The 14,252-nt window shown below is 50.9% G+C and carries 18 protein-coding genes; 4 read left to right on the top strand and 14 right to left on the bottom strand.

From position 1 onward, the window contains the following. Positions 1–87 precede the first annotated feature (87 nt). On the top strand, positions 88–648 hold the full coding sequence (gene rfbC, locus LBQ97_04510) for a dTDP-4-dehydrorhamnose 3,5-epimerase (protein MDR1831980.1): 561 nt from the start codon (positions 88–90) through the stop codon (positions 646–648). 164 nt (positions 649–812) lie between these two features. Here rfbC and LBQ97_04505 read toward each other — a convergent pair whose 3' ends face one another. The 8 genes from LBQ97_04505 to LBQ97_04470 form a co-directional block, all read right to left on the bottom strand. Next, positions 813–1,463, bottom strand: coding sequence for an RloB family protein (locus LBQ97_04505; GenBank protein ID MDR1831979.1), 651 nt, complete (start codon positions 1,461–1,463; stop codon positions 813–815). Then, positions 1,453–2,739, bottom strand: a complete 1,287-nt coding sequence (locus tag LBQ97_04500) for an ATP-binding protein (GenBank protein MDR1831978.1) — start codon at positions 2,737–2,739, stop codon at positions 1,453–1,455. Before LBQ97_04500 ends, LBQ97_04505 begins: the two co-directional genes overlap by 11 nt. Before the next feature lie 423 nt (positions 2,740–3,162). After that, on the bottom strand, positions 3,163–3,327 hold the full coding sequence (locus tag LBQ97_04495) for a hypothetical protein (GenBank protein MDR1831977.1): 165 nt from the start codon (positions 3,325–3,327) through the stop codon (positions 3,163–3,165). Further along, the gene (locus LBQ97_04490) at positions 3,317–3,523 is read right to left on the bottom strand and encodes a hypothetical protein (protein ID MDR1831976.1); all 207 of its coding nucleotides are present in this window, start codon (positions 3,521–3,523) and stop codon (positions 3,317–3,319) included. The genes LBQ97_04495 and LBQ97_04490 overlap by 11 nt, the downstream gene beginning before the upstream one ends. Before the next feature lie 54 nt (positions 3,524–3,577). Next, positions 3,578–3,868 (bottom strand): type II toxin-antitoxin system RelB/DinJ family antitoxin, encoded by a 291-nt coding sequence (locus LBQ97_04485; GenBank protein MDR1831975.1) that lies wholly within the window; start codon positions 3,866–3,868, stop codon positions 3,578–3,580. A 156-nt stretch (positions 3,869–4,024) separates the two neighbouring features. Beyond that, the gene (locus LBQ97_04480) at positions 4,025–4,516 is read right to left on the bottom strand and encodes a GNAT family N-acetyltransferase (protein MDR1831974.1); all 492 of its coding nucleotides are present in this window, start codon (positions 4,514–4,516) and stop codon (positions 4,025–4,027) included. A gap of 15 nt (positions 4,517–4,531) precedes the next feature. Beyond that, a complete protein-coding gene (locus LBQ97_04475) occupies positions 4,532–5,041 on the bottom strand; it encodes a GNAT family N-acetyltransferase (protein MDR1831973.1) in 510 nt (169 codons plus the stop codon). A gap of 98 nt (positions 5,042–5,139) precedes the next feature. Further along, entirely contained in the window at positions 5,140–5,418 is a 279-nt protein-coding gene (locus LBQ97_04470; GenBank protein MDR1831972.1) for a hypothetical protein, read from the bottom strand. 182 nt (positions 5,419–5,600) lie between these two features. Here LBQ97_04470 and LBQ97_04465 point away from each other — a divergent pair, with 182 nt between their 5' ends. After that, the gene (locus LBQ97_04465) at positions 5,601–6,395 is read left to right on the top strand and encodes a Cof-type HAD-IIB family hydrolase (protein ID MDR1831971.1); all 795 of its coding nucleotides are present in this window, start codon (positions 5,601–5,603) and stop codon (positions 6,393–6,395) included. Continuing rightward, positions 6,392–7,147 carry an exodeoxyribonuclease III gene (gene xth, locus LBQ97_04460; GenBank protein ID MDR1831970.1) on the top strand — a complete coding sequence of 252 codons (756 nt, stop codon included), beginning with the start codon at positions 6,392–6,394 and terminating at the stop codon, positions 7,145–7,147. Before LBQ97_04465 ends, xth begins: the two co-directional genes overlap by 4 nt. On the opposite strand, the gene LBQ97_04455 is transcribed toward xth, so the two are convergent. From LBQ97_04455 to LBQ97_04435, 5 genes are read right to left on the bottom strand one after another with little or no spacing between them, the layout of a single operon-like run. After that, positions 7,137–7,421, bottom strand: a complete 285-nt coding sequence (locus LBQ97_04455; GenBank protein MDR1831969.1) for a hypothetical protein — start codon at positions 7,419–7,421, stop codon at positions 7,137–7,139. The two genes, xth and LBQ97_04455, sit on opposite strands and share 11 nt — an antisense overlap. After that, positions 7,418–7,717 (bottom strand): NifU family protein, encoded by a 300-nt coding sequence (locus tag LBQ97_04450; GenBank protein ID MDR1831968.1) that lies wholly within the window; start codon positions 7,715–7,717, stop codon positions 7,418–7,420. The genes LBQ97_04455 and LBQ97_04450 overlap by 4 nt, the downstream gene beginning before the upstream one ends. 27 nt (positions 7,718–7,744) lie before the next feature. Next, complete coding sequence (locus LBQ97_04445; GenBank protein ID MDR1831967.1) at positions 7,745–8,176, bottom strand: MaoC family dehydratase; 432 nt, start codon at positions 8,174–8,176, stop codon at positions 7,745–7,747. Positions 8,177–8,203: 27 nt separating this feature from the next. Next, on the bottom strand, positions 8,204–9,748 hold the full coding sequence (locus LBQ97_04440; GenBank protein MDR1831966.1) for a 3-oxoacid CoA-transferase: 1,545 nt from the start codon (positions 9,746–9,748) through the stop codon (positions 8,204–8,206). An 18-nt stretch (positions 9,749–9,766) separates the two neighbouring features. After that, the gene (locus tag LBQ97_04435; GenBank protein ID MDR1831965.1) at positions 9,767–11,074 is read right to left on the bottom strand and encodes a hypothetical protein; all 1,308 of its coding nucleotides are present in this window, start codon (positions 11,072–11,074) and stop codon (positions 9,767–9,769) included. A 390-nt stretch (positions 11,075–11,464) separates the two neighbouring features. On the opposite strand from LBQ97_04435, the gene LBQ97_04430 reads away from it, so the two are divergent. Continuing rightward, complete coding sequence (locus tag LBQ97_04430) at positions 11,465–12,832, top strand: hypothetical protein (GenBank protein MDR1831964.1); 1,368 nt, start codon at positions 11,465–11,467, stop codon at positions 12,830–12,832. Between the two features lie 110 nt (positions 12,833–12,942). Here the strand turns inward: LBQ97_04430 and LBQ97_04425 are convergent, their stop codons facing one another. After that, a complete protein-coding gene (locus LBQ97_04425; GenBank protein MDR1831963.1) occupies positions 12,943–14,238 on the bottom strand; it encodes a 4-hydroxybutyrate CoA-transferase in 1,296 nt (431 codons plus the stop codon). Between the last annotated feature and the right edge of the window lie 14 nt (positions 14,239–14,252).

Raw genomic sequence — 14,252 nt, 5'->3', positions numbered from 1 at the left:
GAAACTTACGGAAAATCTACTTACGGAGCGTATCTGAAAAAGGTGCTTGCGGGAGGGATACAGTATTGAGGAGGATGAGGTGATAATATGAAAACTATTGAAACGACGCTTCCGGGCGTTTATATCATCGAACCGCAGGTGTTCGGCGACAACCGCGGCTGGTTTTACGAGAGCTATTCCGAAAAGAAACTTTCGGAGGTCCTTGGTGGGATCGTATTTGTGCAAGACAACCATTCCTTTTCCGCGCAGAAAGGAACGCTTCGTGGCTTGCACTTTCAGCGGAATCCCCACGCCCAGGCGAAAATCGTGCGCTGTACCCGCGGGGTTATCCTTGACGTCGCCGTGGATATCCGCAAAGGTTCGCCGAATTATCTGAAATGGGTATCGGTGGAGTTGTCCGCGGAAAATCACCGTATGCTCTACATTCCCGCCGGATTTGCGCACGGCTTTCTGACGTTGACGGACGACGTGGAGATTCAGTATAAGGCAAGCGACTACTATGCGCCGGATTGTGACCGCAGCATCGCGTGGAACGATCCCGCGATCGGGGTGGAGTGGGGTATTGTGGAGCCGGTACTGTCGGCGAAGGATAAGGGGGCGGCGATGTTGAAGGATAGTGATTGTAATTTTTTGTATTCGTGTGTTTGATCTTTCGTTCAACTGATCATTATATGGGTCTATGAAAAAAACCAAAAATCTTATCACAGGAAACGCAAAATTACAGAAAACATTTCACAGGCTCAGAAAACATTTCACAGGCTCGCTGCCTCAGCAGGGCCTTTGTAAAGATTGGTTAATCAGTGTTTACCTAATTATTCGGTTTTCCCCACTTTATTCTTAATCTCTTCCACCAGAACATGAACCGTCGTACAAGGAACCATCTCTGATGGCTTTCCATGATTGTTCCTGGCTTCCTTGTATTTCTGCCAAGCCATATTTATCGCTATCTTCTCATCTCCAAACTGGTTTAATTTCGTATATATTCGTCTGTCACTCTTCAGGTATTCCTGCTTTATAGTTCTTTCAAACTCTTTTCCAAATACATTGCAACACGCTACAGAGCTATCAATATTAGGCATCAAACCAAAATAAGCCAAAAACCAAATTTCAATACACGGGTTGGACCATCCGACGTGAATGCCCTTTCTTTTAGCCATTCGAATGATATTGTCAAAGTCCGGAACGCGGTCTCTGTCAAAAATGATCCATGGCTCGCAATACTGTGGATGCAAGGCGACCTTCTGTTGAATGTCCTGAATCAAGCGTTCGGTACTTGCTGTATATGTTGTTATAATGAGACGTCTTCTGATTTCTTCAGGGATTGAATCTCGTAAGCCATTGAAGTAATTGATTTCGGTTTCCGTGGCATCGGTTACAATAATGTAATAACCCAGAACAGGCGCCCTGCTTCTCAATTTTGAATCTCTTGACTCCCTTTTTCCGTTTCTCTGATTATTCTTCATTCCCTCCTTCGCCCCCGAACATATCAAATTTTCTTAATGTGGGAATTGCCCCGTATTTCCCGAGCAGATAATTCTTCTCATAATTTTCATCTTTTCGGATCTTGGTTCCACTTTCATCGACAAAGTCAGCCAACGAAAACAGGGTTGAAACGCCTTCTTCATTCTTTTCCGTAAACCAGATCTCATCCCTCCTCAACCCGCTTCCATCTATTTGCCAGGCGTCATGAGTGGTGAAAATCAGTTGCGCTCTATTTTTATTGATTTCCGGATTCAGGAATGTAATCAGAAAAGCTCTGGCTAACAGTGGATGAATTCTCGAATTCAATTCATCTATCAGCAGCACACTTCCTTTTTCCAGTACATCCTGCAAGAGCTGATACAAGGAAAACAGTTTAAGCGTACCTGCGGATTCATCTCCGAGGGGGATCGTCGCGGTTTTATCGTTGCCGATCATCTTGTGGACCGCATCAACGCGAACATGATTGTCTTCTTGACTATTTTTTGATTTGACGGCTTCGACTTTAAAGTCAATGATGGAATCATCAAAAGCGGATAAAAACTTTATGACCTTCTCTCTGACAGCTTTATCTTGTATAAACTTTTTAGGTAGCTGGCGGGAGAGAATATAGATTTCAAAAGGCTCGCCAAAATTTGCAAACTCATTTTTTAAAAACCAATCCCGGATCTGCTTAAGCACAGGGATTTTCAATTTCGATCCCAGGGAAACGACCAACACCTCTTTTTCCAAGGCTACCTCGATATTGCTTTGACTGGCCCTGGGAATACCAACCAAATCAAGTTGATCATTTTCACGGTAAAAAATTCTTTTGTATGTCCCCCGCGAACTTTTGGATTTGCAGTTGAGCCATTCCTCGACGATTCCGTTCTTTGTCAGCGAAAATCCGTAATTGTATAGCTTTTCGCCTGTCTCTGCGGAATCTGAAAAATAAACTTCAAATGTAGATTCCGCTTTACTGCTCCTTTCTTCGAATAAGAACGGCGTCGGCTTGGGAAAGCGCGTACCAGGTTTTTCGTTTGACGAATCTCCTCCAAATTCAAATGAAGCCGCAACATACTCAGACATGTATCGAAAAGCTTCGATAACGTTTGATTTCCCGCTTGCGTTGGCTCCGAATATGGCGGCGGCAGGCAAAATCTTTTCGTTTCCAACGGAAACCACGTGCAAGGGATATTCCGAAATCTTGGTGGCGCTCATGTCAAGAACAGCACCATCTTTAAATGATTTGAAATTTTTAAAATTAAACTGTATCAGCATGATGTACCTCCTGGCTTTTCTCTTTTAGAATTATCTCCACCACTTGAGCCGTTTTCCTCAATAATACCAGATTTATTTCAAAAAGTCAACATGTTATTGAGAAATTTTCTCAAACAGATGTTCAAAACGACATTGCGATACCGGATGACTTGGAAATTTCACTACTTGAGGAGGAGTTTGTGATCGTTAGAGAAGGGAGAAATTGATGGATATGATTGCGGTACTGTCAAGAGTTTTGCGCAAATTTTCTTTGAGCTCTAAACTATGAGCTTTTAGCCTGGTATACGAGAGCTCGCAGAAAATACGGACCTACAGCTCCTGCCCTGTACGCAGGATCTCTTTGACAAAAGGATTATCGTTATAGAGCTCTGATGAAGGAAGCTGTATCAAGTGGAAAAGATGTTTTTGACGAGAAGGCTATTGTCAATGATCTGACCATTCGCCAGGTCTTCCGTGAATAACATAGTGCAACCACCCTGCATTGCTTGCCCCAACGATTGATTCAGCCGCTAAACGCTGCTTTTCCGGGTCGTCTTCAGTATACAAATATACGATGACATTTGTATCCAAGAATACGCTATCTTTCATGCAACTCATCCCGATTAAACTTGAGGTTTTTCGTTTTCAGACGAATGGCGTCAAACTTCATTTCTTTCTCAGGAATTTCTGCTTGAGGTTGCATTAAAACTATTTTCAAAGGAGTTTTCGAAACTTTTTTCAATATGCTGTCGGGAACGGGTATTGCGCCATCAATAATTTCTCCAAAAAATTCCAGTGCTTGCATTTTAGCCTCCTTGGTAGGCATTGGCCTATAGTTCCTGCCCTGTCTGCTTTGTCTCTATTGATCTCCGACATGATCATTCAGATCCTCAATGAGGTCGTCTACCCTTGAGAACCGCTTCGCGTTGGGATCCCGACTGAGCCGCTCTGATTTTTGCATAGCTTCTATTATTTCCTTTTTGTAGGGCGGTAATGATAAATCAAAAGGTAAGCCCCCGACCATAACGGATTTGTTAAAAAACATGTTCACAGCGTCAGTGACTGTGATTCCAAAAGAGTGATAAAGTTCCTCCACCTGCGTTTTCAAGAAAGGATCGATTCTTATATTTAATACAGCGGTCTTCGGCATATCCAACCTCCATGTGATTTTTGAGATAATTATATCACGATGTGTGTGAAATTGCAATACAAATTATGAAAATTGAGAGAGAAAAGAGAAGAGAGGTAACCCCAAATGAAAGGCATTATCCTTGCCGGCGGCCTGACGCAGGGCTCGCCAACCCCCTCACCTTAGCTTCTGAAAAGCGATCCGGTCCGTGCCGTCCACCCACTGGATCACGCCGCAATAGCGAAACCCGTTTTTCTCAAGCACCCGCTGCATGGGATAATTGTCCCGGTGGGTGTCAATCCGCACATTACCGCATTGGTCCAGGCACCAATCGAGAATTTTACTCCCGAGGCCTTTGTTTTTACCGGCCGTCGTGATTCTGTGCACGACGCCGTACGGGGCCTCATTGATCCATTGCCCCTGTTCGATCTTGAGATAGACCGGCTCAATCCCCACATAAAAGCAGAATGTCCCGATCAGCTCGTCGCTGTCGTCGGCCAGAACCGCGTAGCTGTGGTCTGAGGCGATGTCCGCCTCCAGGACCTCGATTTTCGGATAGTCGTCCCCCCACTGGGAGGGGTTCCCGTTTTCCCGCATGAATTGCCGCGCTGCCGCGTATAGTTTCATCATTTCCGGCAAATCCGCCGCCGTCGCTTTTCGTATTCTCATGTCATCCCCCGCCGCTCAAAATATTTTTTCCATAATGCCGTAGACGCCTTTGCGCCACCGGAACTCGCCGACCTTCCTGAATCCCGCCCGCGTGTACATCCGGATGGAGCCCTCGTTGGGCGGAAAGGTATCGATGCGGATGGAATTTATGCCCTGTTTGCGCAATTCTTCCGCCATATGTTCTATGGTAAATACCGCGATGCCCTTGTTTTGGTACTCGGGATCGACCACAAAGCGGTGCATGACGATGGAAGCGGCCTCGTCCCCCTGCCAGGCCCCGTTTTCAAAACCGTCGAGAAAGTCGTGGTTCAGCACATAGGCCAGAATAAAACGTCCGTCCAGCTTCCCCACGGTCAGCTGGCTCAGCCGGACGTCTTCTTCGATGGTCCCCTGGTTGGGGTACTCCTCGTCCCACTGGTCGATGCCCTGTTCGATCAAATGCGCGATGGCTCTCCGGTACAGTTCGTAAATGGCCGCCGCGTCCTCCGCCTTTCCCGGCTCGTATACAATATCCGTTTTTCGCATTTTTCCCCCCAAAATCCCCCGTTTCCGGGTAAAATAATTCCCGGCTCTATTTTACCACAGACCGGGAAAAATTGAAAGCCCTTTCTTGTTTTTCCGGCCTATTCGGCCGTCTCAATCTCCAGATGATGGCTTTCGGCATACATCTGAAAACCCCGCTCAAGGTTTTTCAAGAATTGCTCGACGGCGTTTTTGTCCGAGGCCTTGAGGAAGGCGACCATTTTTTCGATATAGGCCCGTCGAATCCGCATTTTTCCGTCCTTGATCTCGACGACCTTCTGCCGGATCAGGACATTGACCGACTCATGGACGGCCGGAATCGGGCAGGAACCCGAGACGCCGCCCGCCAGCAGGAGAATTATTCCCAGTATACGTTTCATTCAACCAACTCCTTTCCAGCGTCAATTCATGTTTTGCTAACAGTATAGCACAAAAGCCGTCATAATGCAATAAAAATTCCACAAATGATTGTCCGGAAGATAAACCGGAGGATTTTGCCGTGATTTTATTTTACAAGTTCTCCGAAAAATGGTAGAATAGGACGTGAGAAATGGAGGGGAACATGAAAGCTGTAGTCTGCGACCTGGACGGGACGCTCCTCAACGGCGGCCACACCATATCCGCCTATACCCGGGACATCATCGGTCAGGTCATTGAAAAGGGAAACCTGTTTTTTATCGCCACGGGCAGGCACCATCTGGACGCCTTTGCCTTCAAGAAAATGCTGGGCCTGCACTCGTATCTGATCAGCTCCAACGGTGCGCGGATCCACGATCAGGACGACCGGGAGATTTACCGTAACGACATTCCGCCGGCCCTGGCCAGGGAACTGTTTACGATGCCCCTGGACGGGCGCGTTCACAAGAGCGTCTTCCGGGGGGAGCGCTGGTACGTGGAATCCGTTCTGGAAGAATTTGACGAATTTCACAAGGAATCGGGCTTCAAATGCACGCTGACCGATTTTGAAACGATCATCGACAGCGAAATCATCAAGTTCCTCTTCCTCTGTGAAGAAAGCGAACAGGTCATCGCCGAATTGGACGAAGCGGTGCGCGGACGTTTCGGGACCCGGGTCAACGCCGCCATGTCCAATGAGACCTGCCTTGAGGTCATGAACCGGGACGTCTCCAAGGGCCACGCGATCAAGGCCGTCATGGGTTCCCTCGGGATCCCGCTTTCCGACGTCATTTCCTTCGGAGACGGACTCAACGACAAGGACATGCTGACAACGGCCGGAACAGGCTATCTGATGGGAAACGCCCACAAAAAACTGAAAGCCGGGTTGCCGGGACACGAAATCCTCGAAACCAACGACAACGACGGCGTAGCGAAAAAACTAAAGGAGATTTTTTTATGAAACTGGTCTCATGGAACGTAAACGGTCTGCGGGCTGTCATGCAAAAAGGCTTTATGGACATTTTTACAAACGAAAATCCCGACATTCTTTGCCTGCAGGAGACGAAGCTCCAGCAGGGGCAAATCCGTCTCGATCCGCCGGGTTACGCGCAATATTGGAATTACGCCGTGAAAAAGGGCTATTCGGGCACGGCTGTTTTTACGAAGCGGACGCCCCTTTCCGTGACCTGCGGGATCGGCATCGAAGGACACGATCAGGAAGGTCGGGTGATCACCCTCGAATTCGACGCGTTTTACCTGATCACGGTCTATACGCCCAACTCCCAGGACGAACTGGCGCGGCTCAGCTACCGGATGAGCTGGGAAGACGACTTCCTCGCCTACATCAAAAAACTCGACCGAAAAAAACCCGTCATTTTCTGCGGAGACCTCAACGTGGCCCATGAGGAAATCGACCTCAAAAACCCGAAGACAAACCACATGAACGCGGGCTTTACGGACGAAGAGCGGGGCAAGATGACGGCCCTTCTGAAAAGCGGGTTTATCGATACCTTCCGGTATTTCAACCCCGGCAGGACCGGAATCTACTCCTGGTGGTCCTATCGGGCCAACGCCCGGAAAAACAACGCCGGGTGGCGTATCGACTATTTTATCGTATCGGAGCGGCTGCGGGAAAAACTCCTTGCCGCCGATATCAAAACGGAGATCTACGGCTCCGACCATTGTCCGGTAACGCTTGAAATCAATCTTTGAGCAGTTCTTCGATGATCCGGTCAAAGTCGGCCGCGCATTCCGTAAAATATTTTTCCTTTGAAAACTTCAAATCCGCGTGATGGGCGCATTTCACCTGGCAGCCGCACACGATGAGCACATGGTCGTATAGGGGGCCCGCCTCGGCCCAGGCAAACTCATAACGCGCCCCCAGTTTTTCCCTGGCCGCGGCCACAGCCGCCACCCGGTCGTACCTGGGGTTGCAGCCGCCGCAGTATTTTATCCCGATAAGGGGCTTTTTCCCGGCCCCCGTCATGATTTACGCCCCCTCGCGAGGATTTCCTTCGCCTGACGCAGGAGGTCGTCGCTGACTCCGGTGACGAGAATCACGTCGCTGACTTCGGGAAAGGCTTCCCTGACCCTGACCGCCACGATTTCCTCGGCGTCAAAGGTCGCCGAAGGGCAGTTGTGGCAGGCGCCCAGCAGGCGGAAGCGTACGACGCCGTCCTCTACGGACAAAAATTCAAGATCTCCTCCGTGTTCCAGAAAACCCGAGCGCAATTCCTTCTGAAAGAATTGTTCCAGTTCGTTTTTCAAGTTCTGTCGTTCCATCGGTATGCACCTCGTTCATAAATAGTTTTATTCCACCGTAAAGAGCTCCTTGGAAAGCATCTGCTTTTCCTCGGCCTCCACAACGGTCTCTCCCCGCTGATTCCTGCAATAACCTTTAAATTCGGCGATATAGCCGTTCTTTTTTTCCGTGAGATTCGTGACCGTCAACTCCGCCGTGATCGTGTCGCCGGGAAACGTGGGCAGCAGAAATTTTACGTGTTCCTCGATAAAAAGCGTACCCGGCCCCGGCATTTTCATTCCCATAATCGTGGACAGCAGATTAGATACCAGCAGACCGTGGGAAATGGTCCGGCCGAAACGGGTGTTTTTGGCGAAATCCTCGTCAAGATGGATCGGGCAGAAGTCTCCGGTCACAGCCGCGAAATTATGGACATCCGCTTTGGTGATGGTTTTGACGTAGCTCGCCTTGTCTCCCACGCGCAATACTCTTTTTTCCATGTTTTCATTCCTCCCTTTTGAACCCCGCTACAATTTCAGACCCATCTTTTGATCTCGGAATATCCGGGGGTCCATTTCTTTCAGATCCGGGGCGATCACGGGCCGGAAATCCATCCGGTCGAGGATATCTTTCTGCAAATCGACGCCCGGGGCGATCTCGATCAACGTCACGCCCGTCGGTCGCAACTGAAAAACGCAGCGCTCCGTGATATAGAGGGCATTTTGCCCGTTTTTCAGGGCGTCCGCGCCGGAAAAAGTAATTTGCTCTACTTTTTTGACGTATTTTTTCCCCGTACCGTCGGCGCCGATCCGTAGTTTTTTGTCGACAATGGAAATGTCCGATTTTCCCGCCGTGAAGCTGCCGAGGAAGCAGACGTTTTTCGTGTTCTGGGAAATGTTGACAAAGCCGCCGGGGCCCACGACCCGTCCCGCGAATTTGGACACGTTGACGTTGCCCTGGGCGTCCACCTCCCCGCAACCCAAAAAGCAAATATCGAGAGCGCCGCCGTTATAGAGGTCGAATTTCTCGGGTTGCCGCAATACCGCTACGGGATTGTAGGAAAGGCCGATGCCGCCCTCCACGGGCACGCCGCCGATCAGGCCCGATTCCACGCTGAAGAGAAATTTGTCGCTGATTCCCTCTTCGGCCGCCACGGTGGCCACCGCCTCGGGGTATCCGCCGCCGATATTGACGAGGGCGTTTTTCCTGATTTCCATGACGCCCCGTCTGCCGCAGACTTTCCGGACGTCCAGAGGTTTCGGCGGAAGTTTCTTCAAGTCGATGACGGTCTCTCCGGTGAGTTCCGGGCGGTATTCGGGGAAAATGTGGGTCTGGAACGTATTTTCCTTTCGTCCGACGACGACATAATCCACAAAATGGGCGGGAATTTTGATGTTTCTCGGGTTGAGCCGCCCCTTTACGACCTCATGGACCTGCACGATGACCTTACCGCCGCAAGCCTTTGTGGCCGCCGCCATTTCCAGCTGCTCCAGCAATACCGGCTCCCGTTCGAGGCTGATGTTTCCGTTTCCGTCGGCAAGAGAGCCTTTCAGGAAGCAGAAATCAAAACGCGGCGCTTTGAAGAACAGGTGTTCGCGGCCGTCTATGGTCACGAGCGACACGACGTCTTCCTTGCAGGCTTTGTTCATCTTGCAGCCGTCCTGTCTCGGGTCCGCGAAGGTATGGAGGCCGCACTTCGTCAAAAGTCCGTCCTCGCCGCCCGCCATGGCCCTCACGAGATGGGAGGCCGCCCCCTGGGGCAGGCAGTAGGTCTCGATTTTGTTTTCGGCGATCAAGGGAATGAGGTCCGGTTCCGCGAAAATATGGGATCCGGTCAGTTTCCGCACCAGTCCTTCCCGGTTGAAATGGGAAAGTCCCCGGTGTTTGTAGTCTCCGACTCCGGAAATATGAAAGAGCGAAAGATCCCTCGGATGACCGTCCTTCTCGAAGCGGTCGGAAACGGCCACGATGATGTCCTCGGCCAGAGAGACAGCGGTAAAAGCGGAAACGGCTATCGCGGCGCCGTCGGGAATCAGGCCCGCCGCCTCGTCGGCCGTAATGAATCTTGCCATAGGAAGCCTCCTTTTTCTTCAGACGACGCCGCACATGGCCATGATGATCCCGACGATAAGCGCGATCCCAGGCGCCGTGGCGTTCGTCATAAACATATCAAAGAATCCTTCCCGGTGACGCACGCCGCAATAGGCCAGAAACGTCACCACCGCGCCGTCGTGGGGCATGGTATTGAGCACCCCCGAGGACATGGAGGCGATCCGGTGCAACACTTCGGGATTGTATCCGGCGGCGACGCCGTTTTTCAGGAAAATGTCCCCCATGGAATCAAGGGCGATCTGCAAGCCGCCCGAAGCGGAACCGGCGGCCGCGGCCAGGATGTTGATCGAAACGGTCTCCACCAGGATGGGATCCCCGTGGATCGTCGTCACGAGGGATTTCAAGAGGGCGAAACCGGCCGTGAATTTGACCATGTAGCCGAAACCGATGACCGAGGACGTATTGACAATGGTCTTGATCGAATTGACCGAGCATTCGTTGAGCCCGTCGATGACGGCGGAAATCTTGTGGATATTGAGGAAGAGCGCGATAAGGATCCCCATGGCCAGACAGGCCACCACGTTGATTTTGAAGCCGTTCAGCGCGATCAGAATGACCGCGAAGGGCAAAAGCGACACATAGGGATTGGGCAGGTCCTCTTTCCTGAGGTTCTGAAGCGAGACGGTCCCGGCGCTTCCCTCAAATTCCGTCCAGTGCTCCCCTTCCCGGCGCAGTTTCCGTTCCCGGTAGGCAAGCCACAACAGGGCCGATCCGAACTCGATGATCGCGCAGATGATCCCGATGGTCGGGGCCGCCATGGGCGTCGTGCCGAAGGTCTTCATGGGAATCAGGTTGTGGATCTGGGGCGTCCCCACCATGGTCGTCATGGCAGAGGTGAAGGTCCCCGCCGAGATCGTGGCCGGCATGAGCCGCCGGGGCACGTCGGCTTCGCGAAAGAGCGCCACGGCAATGGGGAAAATCGTAAAAATGATGACCCAGTTGGCCACGCCGCCGTAGGTCAGGATGTAGGAACTCACCGCCACGATCAGGATCGCGTGTTTTTTACCCAATTTGTTGCAGAGCATCAGGGAAATGGACGAGGCGATATTCGTCACTTCCATGGTCATTCCGAAAATGGCGCTCAGCAGAAATACCGGGAGCCATTTTCCCAGAAAATCGATAAATCCCGCCATGTAGTCCTTGGTGTAGGCGTCCAGGGGACTCATTTTGCTGAAAACCGCTACGGCGATCACGCATAGGGGGGCCGTCCAGATCAGGGATTTGCCCTTGAAGGCAAACCAGATCAAAAGACCCAGGCCGAAAAAGATTCCAATCAAACTCAGCATAGGATACACTCTCCTTCTCTTATCACATTGATTTGCGTATTTGGCATCATAAATTCTCTCTGGTAAGTTTATATAGCAAAAATGTTGCCAATTAACAGAAATGCGCAAATTCCGCGTATTTCCAGCAGACCGGTTTTTCTCCGAACGAATGTTTCATTTTTGCAACATCAATTTCATTTTTGATACAAAATTTGAAAGAAAAAGGGGAAAAAATTTTTGCGTCGGCGGAAAAAAAGTTCCCTGTCTTCTATGACCTTCATTTAACGGCATTTGTATTGAGTACAATCTTGGACTGCCTTTCTAAAAAATTGGCATAAACTTTGCTTGTATAAATAGGTATGTGACTCTATGTATTTTATAACTTTATCATTTTTGAAGGAGGTTTATTGTATGGCAATAAAGCGAGAGTTCGGTAAAGAACAGCCCTTTATTCCTGCCGGTATATTCAAGATCAGACTACCACTGTTGCATTTCAAGTGGGAATGGTCCGAATGTATCCAGGCAATCATCATGTGTGCTACTTGTTTGGGTGCGATTCCTATTCTGGAAAGCGTCCTGGAGATTCCTTACGACATCGCCTGGAGTATGGTTATCATCAACGGCGCCGGATATATGCTCCACTACGTTTTGGGCGATCCGGTCGTTCCGGGATGGATCACCCCGGCTATCCCTCTCGTAAGCGCGTTTCTTATGAAAGCGGGCGTGGCGGGACCTGAGCGGAACCGCTACCTGATCGCGTTACAGCTGGAAGTTTCCGGCGCATTCCTCATCATGGGCGTTACCGGCTTGGCAAAAAAAGTAATCAAATGGATTCCTTCTTCCCTGAAGGCCGGTATTCTTCTGGGCGCAGGTATGTCAGCGGTTTTGGGCGAATTTTCAGCCACCGGCCGCTTCCTGAAATACCCGGTTACCCTGACAGTCGGCGTAATCATCGCGTTCTATGTACTGTTCTCCGCCAGATTCCAGTATATGAAACAGCAGTCCAAATTCTGTAAAATCATCGGCAATTTCGGTATGCTCCCCGCTTTGATCGTAGCGATCATCATCGGGCCCATCATGAAAGAACTGCCGCCGCCCGGACTCGTACTGGGCAGCATCGTGAAAATTCCTGATTTCAGCGGGATCATCCAGACCCTGAGTCCCCTCGGACCCACAGGTTTCCCCGGCGCCGTCAATTTCGCGAAGGCCTTCCCCGTGGCGATCATGGTTTACATCATCGCATTCGGCGACTTCGTAAGTACGGACGCCATGATCGGCAGAGCGGAAATTTCCAGAGACGACGAACATATTGACTTGAACGCCAACAGATCCAACATCATCTGCTTCCTGAGAAACGGCATTCAGGCTATCATCTGCCCCTACGTTCCCCTTTGCGGACCGCTGTGGGCTGCCGTAACGGCTTCCGTTTCCGAACGGTACCGGACAACCGGCAGAGAAGGTATGGATTCCATCTTCTCCGGCGTGGGTACATTCCGGACCATGACGTTCATCAGCGTTGCGCTTTATCCCATCGCTGAGTTTGTACGGCCCATCCTGCCCGCGGCGCTGGCCCTGACCATGATCGTACAGGGTTATGTGTGCGGCGACATCGCCATGGAAGAGGCCAAGACCCCGGTAGAACGCGGCGTGGCCACGGTAATGGCCGGTATCCTCATTCAGCAGGGCGCCGGTTGGGGACTTCTGGCCGGTGTTGTGCTGCATCTCCTCTGCGGCGCCGGCAAGATCGCCAAGAGAAAAGAAAGAGTGGACGAAGAATAGTCCTTAAAAAAAACTGCCCGACATCCGGGCAGTTTTTTTTATGGATAGGAAATTCCCCTCCCGCCAAGGGAAGCGGGAGGGGAATGCAAGGATAAAATATAGGAGTTCGCTTATACTTCTTTGAACCGAATCTTGCGCTCTTTTTCCAGTTCTTCCCGGAAATTGGGATGGGCCACTTTGATGAGTTCCTTGGCTCTGTCCCTGAGCGTCTTGCCTTTCAGTTTTGCTACGCCGAATTCCGTTACGATGTAGTCCACGTCGGTTCTGGACGTTGTTACGGCCGATCCCTCGGTGAGAAGCGGGGCGATCTTGGAAACGGTTCCGCCTTTGGCGGTGGACGGGAAGGCAAGGATGGAACGTCCGCCTTTGGAGAAGGCCGCGCCCCGTACAAAGTCCACCTGTCCGCCGATTCCGGAGAACTGCTTCAAGCCCACGGCCTCGGAACATACCTGGCCCATAAAGTCAACCTGCATACAGCTGTTGATGGAGACGAGGTTGTCGTTCTGGCCGATGATCCGCGGATCGTTGACATAGTCGATGGGGTTCATGGAAACCATGGGGTTGTTGTCGGCAAAATCGTAGAGCCGCTTTGTGCCCATCAAGAATCCGATGACCATCTTTCCTTTGTTGAAATTTTTTCTCCGGCAGGTCACAACGCCGGATTCCACCAATTCCACAACACCGTCGGAAATCATTTCCGAATGAATCCCGAGATCTTTCTTTTCCTTGAGGAAGAGCAAAACCGCGTCGGGAATAGCGCCTATTCCCAATTGCAGCGTGTCGCCGTCTTTGATCAGCGTCGCGCAGTTTTCGCCGATAAGCCGTTCGATCTCGCCGATTTTGGCGATGCCCAGTTCGGGAATCGGGGTGTCCTGTTCGACGATGACGTCGATGTCATCCACATGGATGAAGGAATCTCCGAGCGTGCGCGGCATATATTTGTTCACCTGGGCGATGACGAGCTTGGCCGCTTCGGCGGCGGGCTTCGTATAATCGCAGGATACGCCGTAGCTGCAGAATCCGTTTGCGTCGGGCGGCGAAACATTCATCAGGACCACGTCTACCGGCAGATCGTTCCGGAACAGGTTGGGCACCTGATAGAAAAATGTGGGTGTGAAGTCCCCGAGGCCGCTTCCGATGCATTCCCGCGTGCCGCCGCCCAAAAACAGCGAATTGGCTTTGAAGTGTCCCTTCATTTCAGGCTTGGCGAAACCGGAGGGTCCCATGGCAACCATGTTGACAACTTCCACATCTTTGTAGGCTTTGTAATTTTCCACCATCTTTTCCGTCAGATAAATGGGTTCCCCGACCGCGTGGCCCAGAACGACCCTGTCTCCTGACTTGATGAGTTTGACGGCTTCTTCGGCCGTCTTGACCTTGGATTTGTAATTCTCTTTCCAACTCATAGTTTATTTCCTCC

The organism is Fusobacteriaceae bacterium, assembly GCA_031272775.1.
Lineage (GTDB): Bacteria > Fusobacteriota > Fusobacteriia > Fusobacteriales > Fusobacteriaceae > JAISST01.
This window is presented reverse-complemented; position numbering and strand designations above follow the sequence as displayed.